Origin of the sequence: Pseudomonas sp. HN2-3 (assembly GCF_020691745.1) — a bacterium.
In the GTDB taxonomy this organism is placed as follows: Bacteria; Pseudomonadota; Gammaproteobacteria; order Pseudomonadales; family Pseudomonadaceae; genus Aquipseudomonas; species Aquipseudomonas capeferrum.
Map to the genome: position 1 here is coordinate 1,526,634 of NZ_CP085704.1, position 17,348 is coordinate 1,543,981.

5 protein-coding genes are annotated in these 17,348 nt (G+C 59.7%); 2 read left to right on the forward strand and 3 right to left on the reverse strand.

The window, feature by feature from the left end; all coding sequences use genetic code 11:
• Nucleotides 1-3: 3 nt before the first annotated feature.
• The 3 genes from LJX93_RS06975 to LJX93_RS06985 all read right to left on the reverse strand — a co-directional run bounded on the left by LJX93_RS06975 (nt 4) and on the right by LJX93_RS06985 (nt 8,284).
• Entirely contained in the window at nt 4-2,520 is a 2,517-nt protein-coding gene (locus LJX93_RS06975; RefSeq protein ID WP_227696877.1) for a fimbria/pilus outer membrane usher protein, read from the reverse strand.
• A 210-nt stretch (nt 2,521-2,730) separates the two neighbouring features.
• Nucleotides 2,731-7,803, reverse strand: coding sequence for an RHS repeat-associated core domain-containing protein (locus LJX93_RS06980; protein WP_227696878.1), 5,073 nt, complete (start codon nt 7,801-7,803; stop codon nt 2,731-2,733).
• Nucleotides 7,804-7,831: 28 nt separating this feature from the next.
• Nucleotides 7,832-8,284 (reverse strand): hypothetical protein, encoded by a 453-nt coding sequence (locus LJX93_RS06985; RefSeq protein WP_143500831.1) that lies wholly within the window; start codon nt 8,282-8,284, stop codon nt 7,832-7,834.
• Between the two features lie 241 nt (nt 8,285-8,525).
• On the opposite strand from LJX93_RS06985, the gene LJX93_RS06990 reads away from it, so the two are divergent.
• The gene (locus tag LJX93_RS06990; RefSeq protein ID WP_227696879.1) at nt 8,526-10,391 is read left to right on the forward strand and encodes a hypothetical protein; all 1,866 of its coding nucleotides are present in this window, start codon (nt 8,526-8,528) and stop codon (nt 10,389-10,391) included.
• A 166-nt stretch (nt 10,392-10,557) separates the two neighbouring features.
• A complete protein-coding gene (locus LJX93_RS06995) occupies nt 10,558-17,304 on the forward strand; it encodes an RHS repeat domain-containing protein (RefSeq protein WP_227696880.1) in 6,747 nt (2,248 codons plus the stop codon).
• Nucleotides 17,305-17,348: the final 44 nt, after the last annotated feature.

The window sequence follows — 17,348 nt, forward strand, 5'->3', positions numbered from 1 at the left end:
GGGTCATTGAGGCTGGCACTGCACGGTTTGCAGGTAATAACCGCCATCCTGGTGCATGTCTTCGAGATTGATGTGTATCTGGCAGTGCGGCGTCTGCTGGTTGGTCCAGCTCACGTGCAGTGTCTGCTGCGGCGCCTCGATGGCGACCAGGGCCTGGCCTGCCTGGCCGACTACCGCCAATGTCTGGTCTTGCTCATCCTTGACCACCGAACCGAAGGGCATTGGGCGCCCATCGGGCTGTTGCAAGGTAAGCACCAGGCGGGTCACCCGCCGTGCCTCGAAGCGTGCCTTGACCAGCGCGCCGCGCTGCGGCACCACTTGCAGGGTCCCGGTTTCGATGATCGCGTCCGGGCCCAGATCATCGGTTTCGAGGATCAGCGTGTTGCTGCGGTAGGGCCGCAAGTGTGGGACCAACAGGTAGCCATCGCTATTGGTGCGCGCCTTGCCGGTGTTCTGCACGCCAACGCCGGCGATGTCCGGGACATGCACCAAGGCAGCCGTTTCGCCCAGATAGTTGCCCAGTGTCAGCCCTTGGCTATGGGCCAGCAGGGCGCCACTGGCATTCACCGATACGCTGCTGTAGTCGGCACCTTGCGTGTAACCGGCGCCAAGGCTGACTTGTTCGCCCAGGTAGCCGAGTGACAGTTCGGCGCTTTTGCGTTGCTGCTCGTCGTTGCTGGCCGAGAGGCGATAATCCAGGTTCTTGTCGTTGAGGCTGCCCCCCAGGCTTGCGCGCTGGTTATAGGCGCCATTGGAACGGCGCACGTCGAAGGTCGCGCTGCGATAGCGTGGTGAATCCAGCGGCAGTGAAAAACTCACGCCGAACAGCCTGTTTTCGGCGCGGTTGCTGCTTAAAGTCTGGGAGGCAAAAAAGTTGATACCCAAGTTGCTGTACTGGGTGTTGTACTGCAGCTGGTACTGGCGTCGCTGGAAGTTACTGTTCCAGTAATCGTCCTGGGTCAGGGTCAGGCTCAACGAGCCACGCTTGCCCAGGTTCTGATAGACAGAGGCCTCGAGGCGGCTGCGGCGGTTGCCCAGGTAATCGGCGGCGGCGTAGCGTTGTTGCACGGCTTCGTCGAAGTCTCTGTACCCTTCGGTGGAATAGCGATACCCAGCGAAACGTAGGTTGGTGTTGGTCTGGAAGCTTTTGCCGTAGCGCATGGCGAAGCTGTTGCCGGTAACCTGGCCGAGGCTGCTGCCCAGGTCACTACGGGCATGGGTGACATCCAACGACAAGCCGCCTATCGAACCGAAATCGCGTGCCAGGCCGAAGGCTCCGGCGCGGTAATAGTCGCTGTTCATCGCGCCGCCGTACAGGGTGGTGTCCCAGGCACCGCCGCGGGCAAAGGTGCCTTGCCAGAATTTGGGGGAGTCGATGTGTTCGGCGCCGTTGTAGCGGCCGAGGCTGGCGGTATAGCGCCAGATGCCTTCGCGCAGCAGGTTGCCCAGTGACGAATAGGGTTGGGTGAAGCGGCTCACCTGGCCATCGCTTTCGGTGAGAACGATCTCTAGCTCACCGTGGCCGGCGCCGACGCTCAGGTCGTCGATTGCATAGGGGCCTGGCGCGACGTAGGTGGCGTAGATCGGGTACCCGTTGTGCAGCACTTCCAGCTTGGCGCGTGTTTGTGCCACGCCGCGGATGACCGGCGCATAGCTCTGCATGGCATCGGGGAGCATTTCGTGGTCCGAAGCCATCTGCGCGCCCTTGAACGGTAGGCTGCGGAATACTTCGCTGTTGGTGAAGGTTTCGCCGAGGGTCAGGCTGGCGCGCAAGGCCGGCAAGTCGCGGCGGGCATAAGTGCTGCTGCGGGTCCAGCTGTGTTGGCCAGTGTGGTCCTGGCGCAATGCCTGGTTGCTGCGCAACTGCCAGGCGCCCAGGTTCAGGCCGCTGCTCAGGTACAGGTCCTGGCTGCTGCGGCTGCCACCTCGACCGCGGCTGTGCTGGGCGGACGCCTGGTAGTTGACGAAGGCTGCGTTGATGCCTGGGTCCCAGCGCTCTACGGGCACCTGCCCGCTGATGTCGCGGCGCAGGGCGATTTGTGGAATCGATATGCTCAAGCGCAGCAGCGCGGGGTTGAAGTCCACCTCCGCTTGCGGCACCAGGCTTGGCAAGTCGATGCAACTCGCGTCGCTGGGCAGTGGCACCTCCAGGGCCTGCTCGCGCAGCCCTAGTTCACGCAACAGGTCGGCGCTCAGGCACGCTTGCAGGCCCTGGCCGTTAAGGGGGGCGTGGAAGTCCAGTTCGTGCTGGCCTGCCGAACCCAGGTTGACGAGCAGCTCGACCCGGTAGCGTCCTGCGGCTAGCGGGGTGTTCGCCTGCAACCCCTGCAGCGCCTGTTGACCGGCGTCCTGTGGCTGGCCGGGGGCCTGACGCATGAAGGCAGTGTGGAACTGCGCCGGGGCGGTTGTGGCCAGTGCCGGTGGTGCGAAGGCCAGCAGCAGTCCGCCACCGGCAATGGGCAAAAGCGAGGCAAAACGCGGACGCGACGGCAGTGGCCTGCGCCGTTCAAGCTGTGGCATGGAGCTTTCCTGGTCGATTCAACTGCTCAAGACGTTGGGCAGGGGGGTGAGCTGATGGCCAGAGGATATGAAGGATGGGGAGGCGGGGGATGTAGGAAAATTCTGTTCTGAGGAGCGGAACATCTGTACTGTCGCGGCTTGCAGGTTAAGACGGGGGAAATCCCCTGCCGCTAAAGGCGGCAGGGAATCAAGAGCGGATTAGAGTAAAAGTTAAAGGGAGGACAAGGCGTTTAGTAAAGAAAAACTCCAGGGTCTAGTGACGGGAGCCCAAGGTGCCCCAGATGCCCCGGAAGTGGGTAAGGTGAAGTAGAATTCTCCCGGTGTTCCAGGTGAATAAATTGCCCTGTTTTTGGTAGTGAGGCTCCGCCATTGCGTATTATTTTCCATGTTCTTGAACACCTGACTGGAGGTTGAGCGAACACTTGAATTGCCTGCTGTAGTCTGAGCACTCATGGGAGTACCCCTAGTAATGATGGGATCTCCTCCCGTTGTTGATAGCTTTATCGGCGAGCGCGGTGAACTAAATTTAGGGCGTGGTAGCTTAAATTTAGAGCCTGGCTGCATAAGTGGGTGTTTGGTCCAATGCTTTAGCTCCTTCACTACCTTGAGAGCCATCCCTCGCCCAATCCCGAACATCAGCCCCCCCACGATCTGCAACGCGTTCGCGAGCATGTAGTACGTATTCGCCAGGTTTTCATCATCGGTATCTATCGCCGCGATCTGCAACCCGAGACCCGCCGCCTGCATGCCGAGCCCGGCAATGGCGACGACATAGCCAATGCTCAAGGGCGCAGTCCAAGGCATCGTCACGACGGAAATCACCAGGAACAATCCTGCGATACCTACGCCAAGCCATTGCGCCCAACCTCCTTTCGGTCTCTCGATTGGATCGATGTAAGGCGGGTGGTAGCTGCGGTCGGTGGGGTTTTCCTTGCCATAGCCATAGGCGCTGCGATGGCCGGTGGGGTCACGCCAGTTCACCGGGTCGCCGAGGCAGTACAGGTAAGGGTTGATGCCTGACTCTTCGGGGGCGAGCGAATCGGGGCTGTGGAAACGCATGAGGCTGGGGTTGTAGGCGCGATAACCTCGGCCCAGCATGTACCAGCCGAACAGCTCGTCGCGCAACTCGCCGAGGAACCCAAGCAGTGTGCGCAGGCCGTTATCTTCCGGGCGTTCGCCATAGGCGCTGTACGTGGTCGGGTGCAGTTCGCCGGTAGCCTCCTGTTTCGGCCGCAAGCCGTCGGCGTCATATTCGGCGAGGACAGTACCTTGGGCATCGCTGAGCAGCAGACGGCTGTCCTGCAACTGGTCCCCTCGCCATTGGTTGAGGCCAAGCGCCATCTCGTTCTGGTACAGGTAGTGGGTCAGCAGGCCGTCCTGCACGGTGCGGTCGACCTGGTTGCCCTGGTAGCGACGCAGTACTTCGGCTGCGGTGCCGTAGCGCGCGGCATACAGCTGGTCATGGCCGTCATAGCGATAACTGGCCAGGACCTGGTCGTCGTCATCGGCGTCGCGTACTTCCTGCAAGCGCCCCACACTGTCATAGACCAGGCGCCGCCCCCATTCGTCATTGAGAGCATTGCCCAGTTCGTCATACCTGAAGGCTTGGCGGGCCGGGTAATCGGTAACCAGCGTGTGGGCCACTGCGGCGAGCTGGAAGCTGCCATCGGCCAGGTAGGTGAAGTCGGCGTCATCCTGTTCGCCATCGTCGAACCAGGTTCGGCAACGGGTCAAGTTATCTTGTTCGTCGAAATCGAACTGCTGGCTGATGATCGGCCGGCCTTTGGCGTTGCAAGGCAGCAGGGTGCCTTCGCTGTCATGGAAGGCCAGGCGGTTGAGCGCGTCGTACTCGAAGTTCTCCTTGAGCAACACGGTGCCGTCTTTCTCCAGGCGGCGCTCAAGCAGCAGGTCGTCATCTCGCCACACCAGATGCAACTCATGGGCCACGCCGCCGTCAACGCTCAAGGTGCGTTTTACTTCGCGGCCGAGGGTGTCGTGTTGCAGCGAGCACAGCACGCGGCGGCCACTGGCCTCATCGACCGTTTCGGTGCTTTCAAGCAGCCCCTCTTCGTCGTAGCTGAATGCGGCTTTCAATGACTGCTGGCGAGTGTGGGCAATTCGCCCCTGGGCGTCATACGCATGCACGACTGCCTTGCCGTCACTGTCCTGGCGCGACAGCAGGCGACCTTGCGGCGAGTGCGCGTAGTCGACGTGATAGCCGGTGCTGTCCTTGCTGTCCCATTTTTCCTGGAGCAGATAGCCCAGTGGGGTGTACGTGTAGCTGCGCGTCCCTTGGGTATCTTCCTTGGCACTCGTGATCGCCGCACTTTCTTCGTAGTCGAAGCTTGCCAGGTTGGCTGCCGTCCCTTTGCCGCCCTGCTGGCGAGTCGTTTCGATCGTCTGCGGTTGTTCGGTCAGCTGAGGTTTGTAGCCATAGGTAATGACGCGCTTGTCCTGGCCGGGGTTGCCGTTTTCCATGCGGTAGGCGGTGCGCTGATGGACCAGGGTCTGAGAGCCTTGGTACGTGTAGTCTTCTACCCGTGGCCCTACGCTGATTTTCTCAAGACGTTCCAAGCCATCGTATTCACGTTTGCAGACAGGCCGAGCAACGCCGTTGGCAGCTTTGCGCACCTGGAACAGCGTGGTCAGCTCACTGAGGCTGTGCGCCGCGAATTGCCGCTCCAGCAGGCTGTCATCGGGGCGCTGGGTCTTGTGCATGCGGCCCCAGGCATCGTAATGGTAATGGGTCGAACGCAGGGTGGGCGCGTCGAGGTTGCCTTGGAGTGCGAGCGTCTCCTTCGTGCTGCGGCCAAGCCCGTCGTAATGGTAGTCGTGTCGGCCAACTTCGCGGTTGCCGTCCAGGCGATACTCATACACGGGCTTGTCAAACCGGTTGAACTCACTGACCTGCTGTCGGCGCTTAAGCGTCGGTTTTTTGGCGCTGGTGATCCATGTCTGGATACGGTTGCCATTGGCGCCGAAGGGTGAGAAGTCCCGGTGTTCGATTACACCATCGGGTCGCTCGACCTTGCAGCGCTGGCCCCAGCCGTCGTAGCTGAAGCTGAAGTCTACTGCCACTACCCGTTCTTCACCGTCTTGTGTGTAGTGGTCGTAAAGGGTCTCGCCGGCCTGGTTTCCTAGAGGGTCATAGCGTGCCTGGTAGTGCACAGGCAGTGTCTGCGGTTGCTTGTTTTCGTCGAGGGTTTGCAGTTCCTGGCGCAGTGTACGGCTAGCGCCGTCCAGATAAGTACGGGTGAGTACGCCTTTGACGTCGGTCGCTTCTTCGAAAGCCTGGCCACGATCGTTCTGGTTGAGCAGACGGTACGCGTAGTGGCGCGTTGCGGCCTCGGTGGTGTCTGCGCCCACGGTTTCTTCCTGCATCCGGTTGAGCTTGTCGTGGCGGTAGCGGGTGATGACGCCGTTGAGGTCCTGTTGCTGATACAAGCCACCGGTGGTGACATGCTGGATCTGTTCGATCTTGCGCTGTAGGGTGCCGCCTGGGGCTGTATAGGTATGCTCGGTCGACAGCAGCGTGGGCAGCCCGGCTTCGTCATCCAGCCGTTTGTATTTCCATTGACTGCGAGCGGTGGTGCCATTCAGGGTCGTTGACTGATGGTCCATGCGGCCATACAGGAACGCATTGCTGCTGTCCTCCAAATACCCGCATTCTGTCTTTTGCAGCGATTGCTCCTGCTCTTTGCTTTCATTGTCGATCAATACCTGGAAGATCTCTTCCTCGTTGCGTAGCAACCAGTCTTCCTGTGCTTTGTACCCCTGCGCAGGCGGTAGAGGTGCGAGCTGGCGGTATTGATAACGGACGCGAATAGTTTGTGCTGGCTCGTGACCTGGCTCCACCGAGCAGTCGGCTGGATATACCGTCAGGCTTTCCAGAGTGCCGACGAAACCTTCCGGATTGGCCGGGTGGTAGGTATTGACCGTACGGATGCCGTTGGCTTGGATCTCCTCGGTCAGGTTGCCGAACGCGTCGTAGTCGGTGGTGACGTTTTCTTCCCGATACTTCCGCGAATCATTCGCCAGTCTCCAGACCTTTGTCATGACGTGGGGTAGCTGGAACTTTTCCGGCTGGTTTTCGAAACGCTGGCCGGCCACTTCGTGGTAGGTGGTGCTGACGGTTTCGACGCAGTTGTCCTGGCGCGTGACCTGTTCGTTCAACAGATGGAAACGGTTGAACGTTCGGGTGATGGTGCGTGCGTCGACTTCGGTCGGGTTGCCGGCGTCATCCGGCTCGCCGGGCACTCTGTAGCGGGCGGTGGAGGTGTATTGGTAGCGGTTGCCGACGAGCTTGTACAGGTTGTCCAGGCCATCGTCCCTCCAGACGATGCCGGTGCCACCGTAGCCGAGGAAGTTCTCCGGGCTGTAGTCGTACTCGGTGACCATGTCTGGCTGGCCAGCACCGGGTTGCACCACATGCCGTTCGACGTTGGGCAGCCAGCGCGTCATGCCATCGGCAGCCGGCGGGAAGCGATGCCCTCGGGTACGGTAGTAGACCCGCTCGGTTCCACCGAGGGGGTTGTCCACCCTGCTGACGCAGCGCAGGTTGCCGAAGCGCTGATACTCGAAGTGCCAACTGGCCTGCTCGTCGGTCGGCAGCACCACATCGGTCAACTCGTCGGCACCGTTGCGCGACAGGGTGTAGCGGGCCCAGGGCTCGACCTCGGGGTCGTCGCTGGGGTGCAGGTCGAGCAGTACCTCGTGGTTGCTGCTGTAGTCGATGGCCAGCAGGTCGCGGCCACTGTCGTCGCTCACCCGAACCAGCCGTGGCCCGTCGACATCGCGCTCGTACTCCAGGGTCAAGCCGTGGCCCGAAGGCGCCAGCACGCGCACGGGCAAGGCAATATCCCGGTCGTTGTCCTGCGGCTCCAGCACCTCGACCAGGCCCGACTTGTGCACCAGGCGATAACGCACCCGCTGTTGGTCCGGTTCGCTTTCGTTATGGAAGTGGAAGCTCTCCAGTTTGCGCTCGGCGATCAACGGCTCCACACCCGGACCGTTGTCACTGACCTTGAAGCGCTCCCCGGAACCCAGGCTGAGCATGCTGGCGCGAATCTCGAACTGGCTGAGGTTCAATGCCCAGCCAATGCCAAAGCCTGAGTCCTGGTCGTTCATCGGGCTGAAGTTCAAGCGCAGGGGCAGGCGTGGGCCGCAGAGGTTGTTGCCGATCAGTTCGGGGAGTTCGATGCCCAGGTTGTATTGGCCCGTGCGCGGATCGACGTTGTTCTGGACGAAACTCATGAAGTTGAACGCATTGGAATTCAAGAACATTATTGTCATCTCCCATTCAAGATGAGCATTAGCGCTGCAGACGCTCAGCGCGCGGCGGCGCGGCCGAGGTAACGACGCGCACACTGCGAAGTTCGTCGCGCTGGATGGTGCCATGCTTGGCAATCACCATGACCCCGATACCCTGTTCGATGAAACTGCCAACGTCATAGGTGTTCAGGTAAGTAATTTCTTCATTGTCCAATGCGGCATTGTTGCGTGTGGTCTTGAGTTCAATCCACCAACTGGCATCGTCCGGCGTGCCATTATCATTTCGGGTCAGGAGGATCTTTGTTGCCGACGGAAAACTGTTAAGTTCAATGAAGCGAGGGTCTTTGTCTTTACAGTCCCCTTGGTTCATTCTCAATACGACAGTTTGATTGCTGCCGGCGTCCGGAATATGCAGGGAGCAGAAGTCGTTACTTTCTGTTGATTCCCTGATGATAATAACGCCCGTGGCCTGTGTGTCCTTCTTGCCTGTCATGAACACGCTCCTGAATATCTTGGATATCGTTGGATTCACGTACCCTTCCTGTCCTGAGCCTAGGGCAATGCGCAGTGCCGCGCACCTGTCAAAAATATCAGGTGTCACCCGTTTGTGTTTCGGTACGGGTGGGCGCCGTCGACCTGTTAATTATGCTAGTTGTCGCGCGTTGGCCGATTCGCTATTAATGCCTGCAACCGCTCCGCCACTAATCGTTTTTTGCATGATGGAGTAATGCGGCATGACGCTCATCCGTAACTTCGCCCACTGGTTTAAGCGTGCGTCTGCATCCACGACACTTCGTGATGCACGCCCACACAACAATGACCTGCCCAAACCTGAAATAGAAGGGTTGACGCGTTACGATGAAGTCGACTTGCTCGCGTTGGGCACCGACACGTTGAGGACATACATCAACTATCCCGGCATCAAGGCGGGGGATCTGATTTTTCCACGCTGGGTGGGAGCTGCGCCCAGTGGGGAGAGCTTTGACTATTTCAGAGACCCTTTCCGTGTCCCTAGTGGTGTCGATCCAACCGTGGGTGTGCTGTACACCATTGGCAATGATGAAGTGCAAAGCGCTGCCGGTGGCTGGGCGTTTTACTCCTACCAGCTCCATGAAGAACGGCCCGACATGGAGTCTATGCGGCGTTTTTGCTATGTGGGCGTGCGGCCACGGCCAAGTGCCGAAACCTTGTCGGTGGCCCTGGCCGCACCGTCGCATGACCTCGTCGTTGCCTGGCGGGCGCTGGGCGCCTCCATGGCGCTGGTAATACCGCCCTACCAGGCCATGCAACCCGGCGATAGGGTTGCGATAACGCTAACGGGTAAGAACAATCGCGGGGACCCGATCACCTGGAAAAAAAACCTCAATGTCGAGGTTCCTGGCCAACATTTGCAAGCCGCCGTTGACTCAACCTGGGTGCGCCGGTTGGAGGGAGAGTACTTCGATGCCGAGTATGTCATTGACTTCAAAGATGGCCGTTCGGCCGTATCGCCCGTACAGCGGTTTCGCGTGGACTCGAAGATTACCCTACCAGATCGCCTGCCGGCGCCCAGCGTGGATGGCCACGTGCCCGGTGCCCCCTTGGACCCTACGCGTTTTCGCGATGGTTTGACGATCAGGGTTCCACCTTACCTGGATCAGGGCATGGCTGTCTCGGACCGTCTGCTGCTGTATTGGCTGTCCAGTGACAATGTGTATCAGGTGTTGCGTGTTGACCCAAGTTCGATCGACAGCGGTGCCCTGGTGTTCACCCTCGAACCCCGTTGGCTGATGAGCAGCCAGGGGCAAGCGGCGACACTCGGTTACCAGTTCGCTCGCGAAGGCAGCAGCCTTGCCTCTGAGCTGCTGACCGTGCAAGTGCTGCGCTCGCGGGAGTTGCCAGCGCCGATAGTGCTTAATGCCGTGGCAGAAAAAGACGGTGGTCTGTTGGCAGCTTACCTTGTCACCTCTGGTGCACTAGTGGATGTGCCTGACGATGTCGACATTCTCAAAGATGAGCACATCGAAGTGCACTGGGAGGGGCATGCCGAGCGGGGACGGGAAATTGTTACCCAGCCGATCAATACCAACAAGCCACGCCGCTTTCACGTAAGTGCGGGCAGCATTGCGGCCAACATGGAGCGTAATGAAAACGCCGTGGCGAAGCGGTTCAAGGTGTTTTATCGCCTGGTGCGGGATGACGGCAGCTATGTCGAGTCAGAGCACTTCATGCTGCGCATACTGCCTATTGAACCCACCCAGTATCCGCAGCTTCAATGCCCGGTCGCGAGGGGAAGCGACTTGTATCTGGGGGACGTCCCAAGCGGGGCAAGCTGCACCCTCGCTCCCTGGGTGTTCATTGCCGAAAAGCAATGGGTGACGGTGTGGGTCACAGGCGTTTTTCGCGCTGAGGTGGAAGAGGTTATATGGGACGCTGAAGTGACCCCCCAGCAAGTCCGCAACGGCCTTGAACTGCTAATACCCAGGAATCTGCTTGAGCAGCAAATGCTCAATCAAAGTTTGACTGTACATGCACATGTCAGTTTCGACGACAAATACCATTATTTTGAAATGCGCTCACTGCGCTTGACGCTGCGCGGCGGACGTTCAAGTACGCGCTGAAGAGCAGCAGGGCGACAAACATTGGAGAAGGAACCATGGCCAGAATGACCCATTCGCAAAAGCTCGTTCATCTCGCACAAGCGCCACGCACTCTCGGCTGGGGCGAATTACGTTTGGCCAGTGCGATGGCGCATGACAAATCTTGCCACAGTAAAGGGGCATGATCATGATCAACAATTCCAAGGAAGCCCTGCTGGCTCGTCTGGAAGAGGGTGATGTCATGCATGGCTGGGGCGCGATCATGGCATTGGGCCGTGAGCCGCTCGAGCAATTGCTCATGCTGCGTTATCTCGAAGGCCTCAGCCAGTCGAATTTTCTTGAGCACATCACTGGCAGCTACTTTACCGACGGTCAGCGTAATGACCAGGCAGTGTTCGAAGGGCTGGTGCTGGGGCCACCACAGCTTTCCTTTGCTGGGGTCTCGGGGGCAGGAAATCGCTTGACGGTGATCATGCCGTTTATCTCTGGCGAATACGCGTCGTATTCACGGGTTGTCGCCCAGCCACCCAGGCTCAAGAGCAGCCATGGCCTGCGTGAAGAGATGGGCTACCACGTGCAGATGTCGGTTGCCTTGCTGACCGTCGATGATCCTGCAGCCAATCAGGCCCGGCTGGTGCTCGACCTGAGTCAAGCCGAAGAGTTTGTCACCAACCTGGGTGAAAGCGAGACGGCTCGGCGGGCCATGGGGCGCTTCATACAGGCTGAAATGGCGAAGCATGAGGTGTTCAACCATCAGTTCGTGCTCTTGACCTGTGAGCTTACCGGGCAGGATGCGTTCGCTGTGCGTGGCCTCAATGTGCGCACCCAGGCTGCACCAGAGGGCACGGGGCGTGAAGGTGATGGGGCCGCGATTGTGCAACTGGACCTGCGTGGCCGCCGCTTTGGCGGGACATGGCCGGGGCCAGGCGTGTTTCCTTATCTGCTGCCCGATGGCAGTCAAGGCGTGACGGTGCTGGCCGAGCAGTTGCGCGTCCCTTTGCTTGGGGAGCTTGGGGAGCTTGGGGAGCTTGCCGAGCGTTTGCTGCGGCACTTGAGCTTGCCGAAGGCGTGGCGGTTTGCCATGAAGGAGGAGCACACCCCACATGACAGGGTAGTGTTCGGGAGCATTGAGGCCAGTTCCGCAACGCGTCAGGTCGAGCCGATGCAAGCGCGCCTTGGCCGCGAACAGACCACGGATTTCAAGGTGCAAGGCCAGGCTGTGGCGCAATGGACGGCAAGGAACATCAGCCACCCTCGGTCGACCGGGCAAATCAATGCGCAGGGGCAGTACCAGGCGTCGGATATTGCGCACTTCGCACGGGAAAGTCAGGTCATCCTGGTCAGTGCGCAGCTGGGCGAAGAAGAACCCGGAAGCGTCAATGCCGCGCTGGTGGTCGAATCTATCGATTCTTTGGTAGTCACGCCACGGGTTGCGGTATGGCGTAGTGGGGAAAGAGCGATTGAGTTCAATGTTGCGGGTCATGCTGGCCTGACCTGGGAACCGACGCTATACGGTGAATTGACCCTCCAGAGCGATGGCTCGCTAAGCTATGTGCCCCGTGAGCCTGAGCAGAGTCCTGCCGTCCTGTTGGAGCGCATCCGTCTCACTGATGGGATTAGCGGCGACACAGCCGAGGTCACGGTGGTGATTCTCGCCTACCCGGCTGTGCTGAACGTCTTGCCATTCCACGTGCCTAAAGTGCCCCATGGCAGCTCGGTGCCCTTCGAGGTGCAAAACGACGAGGCCGATGCCTGGCTCTTGTTCGGCGAGGGGCACATCGACCCTGACTCAGGCGTATACACGCCGCCGGAATCGCCTTCAACCTCGGTCGCCGTGGTCATGGCCAATATCCGTGACCGTGATGCGGGGTATGCCATCATCGAGCTGATGCGCGAGGACGCGCAGGTTTCTATGATCAGTGAACGCTACAAGAAAGTTTTGATCTTCACGGTGACGCCCGTGCCGATTAACGGCACCGTGGCCTATGCCAACGGGTTGCAGCAGATCGCCCTGGATATCGTCATCCAGACTGAGGACTTCCGCAACAGCGAGGGTGACTTGGTCAAGGATCCGGTCAGCGACCTTGAGCTGTCCACATTGCGGGTGCTCGCGGAGAACGGCAACCCGATCGAGTATGTGCTGGAGGGGGGGGAGGGCTTGGACCCGGCGCAAGGGCTGCGCTGGGGGTGGAGCAAGTCACGCAATCGCTATGACTATTACCAAGGGGCTCGGCAGGTGACGGCCAAGCCCATGGCAGATGAAGGCAAGGTCTCCTTGCGCGTATACGTGCAAAGCACTGAAGCCGAAATCAGGAAGTTCCATGCCGAGTTCAAGGGGTATGACAACCGTACGCAGAACTCAAGAACCATCGGCAAGGAGGCAGGTGAAGTCGAGTTGACCGGGCGCCCAACGCCTTTCTGGGCACTGAACAACTACGAATTCAAACCCAGGCGGGTTGCTTCGGAGGGAGGCAAGATCGTCGGGCAGGACACCTTCAACTATTACAAGTACACCACTGACTATTGGGAACTCTCCGGTGCCACCCAGGAATATGGCAATCTCAGGTTTTACCAGGTCAGTTTCGACCATGCGTCGATCGTTCGTTGGGAGAGCGAGCAGCTCGCCGAAACGTTCTGCAGTTACGTAGGGTATGCCTTCAGGCCGGTATTGCCACCCGGTTCACCTGGTGTGCCGTTGGGCGTGTCGTACGAGTCGGCCTTGGAACTGCTGACGCTAGAGCGCGCCGTGAACTACCACGGCAAGCTGGATTACAACCTCAAGCCAGGCGAGGACCTTGCTCAAGGTACCCTGCTGTTGACGCTGGACAGGGTCTGGGACATGCCGTACTGGTACGACGGCATGGCGCCCGGTGGGGACTATCGCTCGTCCCTCGAAGGGGTCATGCGTTTCACCTTGATCGACCATCAGGGCAATCGGCACCAGTTGAATGTCAACTTCCTTCCTGAGGGTCAACCTGACAGCCGCAACCAGCTCGAACTCAGGATGGGTAGCGCGAAGGCAGCAGCCATTGACTCGGCCGTGCATTCCAACGCCTTCAACTTCATGAGCTTCATCGAGAATGGCGTCGACCCACGCACGGGCCAGTACAGCCTGGGTATTCAACTGCCCGAACTGATCGGCAACAACCTCTGCGGCCCACGCCTGCCCCTGCGCTTGAACTTCAGCCCGATGAACGACCAGGACTCAGGCTTTGGCATTGGCTGGGCGTTGAACCTCAGCCAGTTCGAGATTCGCGCCAGCATGCTCAGCCTGGGTTCCGGGGAGCGCTTCAAGGTCAGTGACAACGGTCCGGGTGTGGAGCCGTTGATCGCCGAGCGCAAACTGGAGAGCTTCCACTTCCATAACGAAAGCGAACCGGACCAACAGCGGGTGCGTTATCGCCTGGTGCACAAGTCGGGCCTGGTCGAGGTGCTGGAGCCGCAGGACAACGACCGGGATATTGCCTTGCCCGTGCGCGTGCTGGCGCCTTCGGGCCACGGCTTGACCCTGGAGTACGAGCGCGATGTCGACGGGCCACGGCTGGTTCGGGTGAGCGACGACAGTGGCCGCGACCTGCTGGCCATCGACTACAGCAGCAACCACGAGGTACTGCTCGACCTGCACCCCAGCGACGACCCCGAGGTCGAGCCCTGGGCCCGCTACACCCTGTCGCGCAACGGTGCCGACGAGTTGACCGATGTGGTGCTGCCGACCGACGAGCAGGCCAGTTGGCACTTCGAGTATCAGCGCTTTGGCAACCTGCGCTGCGTCAGCAGGGTGGACAACCCCCTCGGTGGAACCGAGCGGGTCTACTACCGTACCCAAGGGCATCGCTTCCCGCCGGCTGCCGATGGCCTGACGCGCTGGCTGCCCAACGTCGAACGGCATGTGGTGCAACCCGGTGCTGGCCAGCCAGAAATGGTCACCGAGTACGACTACAGCCCGGAGAACTTCCTCGGCTACGGTGGCACCGGCATCGTCTGGAGGGACGATGGCCTGGACAACCTGTACAAGCTCGTCGGCAACCGCTACCAATACACCTCCACCGCCCGCTACAGAGTGCCCGGCGAGCCGGATGACGCCGGCAACCCGACCGAAGTCGACGCACGCACCATCACCCGAACGTTCAACCGCTTCCATCTGTTGAACGAACAGGTCACGCGCCAGGACGACTGCGTCGAAACCGTCAGCACCACCTACCACGAAGTGGCCGGCCAGCGTTTCGAAAACCAGCCGGAAAAGTTCCAGCTACCCCACGTCATGACAAAGCATTGGAGCCTGGCGAATGATCCGCGGCAGTATCGGGAAGAAAACGTCACCACCGACTACGACGCGTTCGGCAACCTGACCGAGGAGACCCAAGCCAACGGTATTCGTACGGTGCATGAATACTACCCCGCCGATGCTGAAGGGTTCGTTCAACATCCGCAAAAAAACTGGGTGTATCCCGCCACTGACGGCGAAGCAGGCGCCGATGTTCTGCGGACCGATTATGCGTACTACGTGCTGGCGCCTCTGGACAACCTTGCTGGCGGTGAATGGTTGCCTGAGCGTGAAACGCTGGTGCGCGATACCGATGGCACGACGCTGCGCGAAACCACCACCAGGTACTACCAGGATGCGGCTGACCGCTTGAGTTACGGACGGCGACAGAGCGAAGAACGCTGCCATGGCGAGGCGGTGACCAAGGTGGGGTATGTCTATGTCGAAGACACCTTCCACTACGATAAAGACGATAAGGTCGGCCACCCGGTTGTCAGGACCACCGAGACCCTCGAAGGGTTCGATCATGGTCAGGATCATGGGGATGAGCAGGGTGTGCGTGATACGCGCAAGGAACTGACACTGCTGCAATCTGTGCTCATTGGCGAGCCGGTGCTCAATCGTGACGATAACGACGTGGAAATCAGCTACTTCTACGATCGGGTGGGCAGAGTGTTACGTGAGACCGTGTCACCGAACGATTCCAAGTACAAAGCGAGTCGTCATTACACCTACGCGCTGGCGGCTGCTCCAGGCCAACAGGCGGTGCAGACGCAAGAGGACGTCAAAGGGGTCGTCACCTGGAGTTATGTCGATGGCCTCGGCCGTGAGGTCCGGGAAGAGCGCCAGGATACTGACTTCGGCCTGACTCCGCTTGCTCGCAAGGCCCCGCGCATCAGTTTTACGGTGGCGTTCGATGCCTTGGGCAACAAGGTCGAGGAGGTCGAGTACGACTGGTTGGAGCGCAAGAACTTGAAGTTGATGACCCGGTATGAATACGACGGATGGGGGCAGCCGTGCTGTGTCATCGGCCCGGACGGGGTGCGCGTTCACGAGCGAATCGATCAGCAGGGCAGTACCCAGTGGCGCAATGGGCCGGTGGTGACGCAGTATCGCGAGTCGGCTGACGGCGAGACGCTCACCGGCGAAACGGTAACCTGGTTGAACCGCTTCGGCGAGCCTGCTCGGGTGGAGCGTTTCTACACCGACGGCAAACCGTACAGTGTTGATCAATCCTTCCATGACGGCCTGGGCCGCCTGGCGCGTGAGGTCGACGCCCGTGGCGAGCAGGTGACGTTCACCCGTGATGCTTTTGACAGGTTGGTAGACCACACCCTGGCCAATGGTGCAGTGGTGCATCGCGACTATGCAGCACACAGTGGTGAGGACTTACCGACCCTGATCAAGGTTGTCCATCAGGATGGTGCAACCGAAAGCGTGCTGGGCCATCAACTGTTCGACGGCCTTGATCGGATGATCGTTTCGATCACCGGAGGGCGCCGCCGGGCCATGCAATATGAGCATGGTCAGCGTCAGCCCAGGTTCGTGAAGACGCCGAAACAGCACATGATCGAGTATGAGTATGCGCCACCATTGGGTGAAGAACCTTTGGGGCGGCGCCTTGTCGACGCGAACGTCAATGCGCGGTACGAATATGATGCGCAGAACGCCAGGTTAATATCCTGCCTCGAACAGCCCGAAATGGAGGGGCGAGCGCTGAATCCGGCCCAGTTCCAAGGGCTGGCGCGTGAGTATTTCTCCAACGGCGAGCTTAAATCGGAAACGCGCACGCTGGGGCAGGAAGCACCTTTCGAGATGCACTATGTGCACAGCCTGCGCGGTCGTCTCGTGGCCTATACCGATGTGCTGGGGCAGTTGCAGTCCTATGAGTACGACGACAAGGGGCGGCTCGAGAAGACCTCTCTGGGGGCAACGTCCAGCGTATTTGAATATGACGAACTCGGGCGCACTCGGCGTTTCACCACGGTGGAGGGCGATGAGGGTGCAGGTCAGCGCCTGACGACCGAGTTGGAATATGATGATTTCGAGCGGGAGCATCTGCGGCGCTTTATTTTTACCGATGCCGTACAAGAACTGGAGCAGGAATACAGTGTGGTTGATGCCATCGTGCGCAAGGCACTGACGGACATTGGAAACAAACCGGCGGAGAACGCGTTATTACGTGAGGAACACTTCGAATACGACGCGCGGGCCAGGCTCGTGTATTACACCAGTGAGGGGCCATTATCCCCCGTCGATCCTTACGGTGTGGTCATTGAATCTCAGGACTTCTACCTGGATGACCTTGATAATATCGAGGAAGTGCGCACCTGGCATGCCGATGGGCGTATCGATGTTGTTTACGCATTCGACAACCCGGACGACCCGGCACAATTGACGGGCCTTGAGGTGACGAAATTGCGCGGCGAAAAGTATGTTAATGCCGCCGGGCGCTGGGAACTTTCAGAGGGGACAGTTGAAACCCTGGCACGTCAGGACATTGTTCTTGAGTACGACCCCGATGGCAATCTTGTTCGGGATGAAGCCGGTCGTATCCTTGGCTACGACCCTTTGGGGCGTCTCGTCAGTGTTGAACTGCCTGAGGGAGGGGAAGTCGGCAGTTACGGTTACGATCCAATTGATCGGTTGGCAGATCAGTCGACCCTTTAGTACACCGTTATCTATAAGCGTGCCGTCGGCCAGTCGAGGGGGCG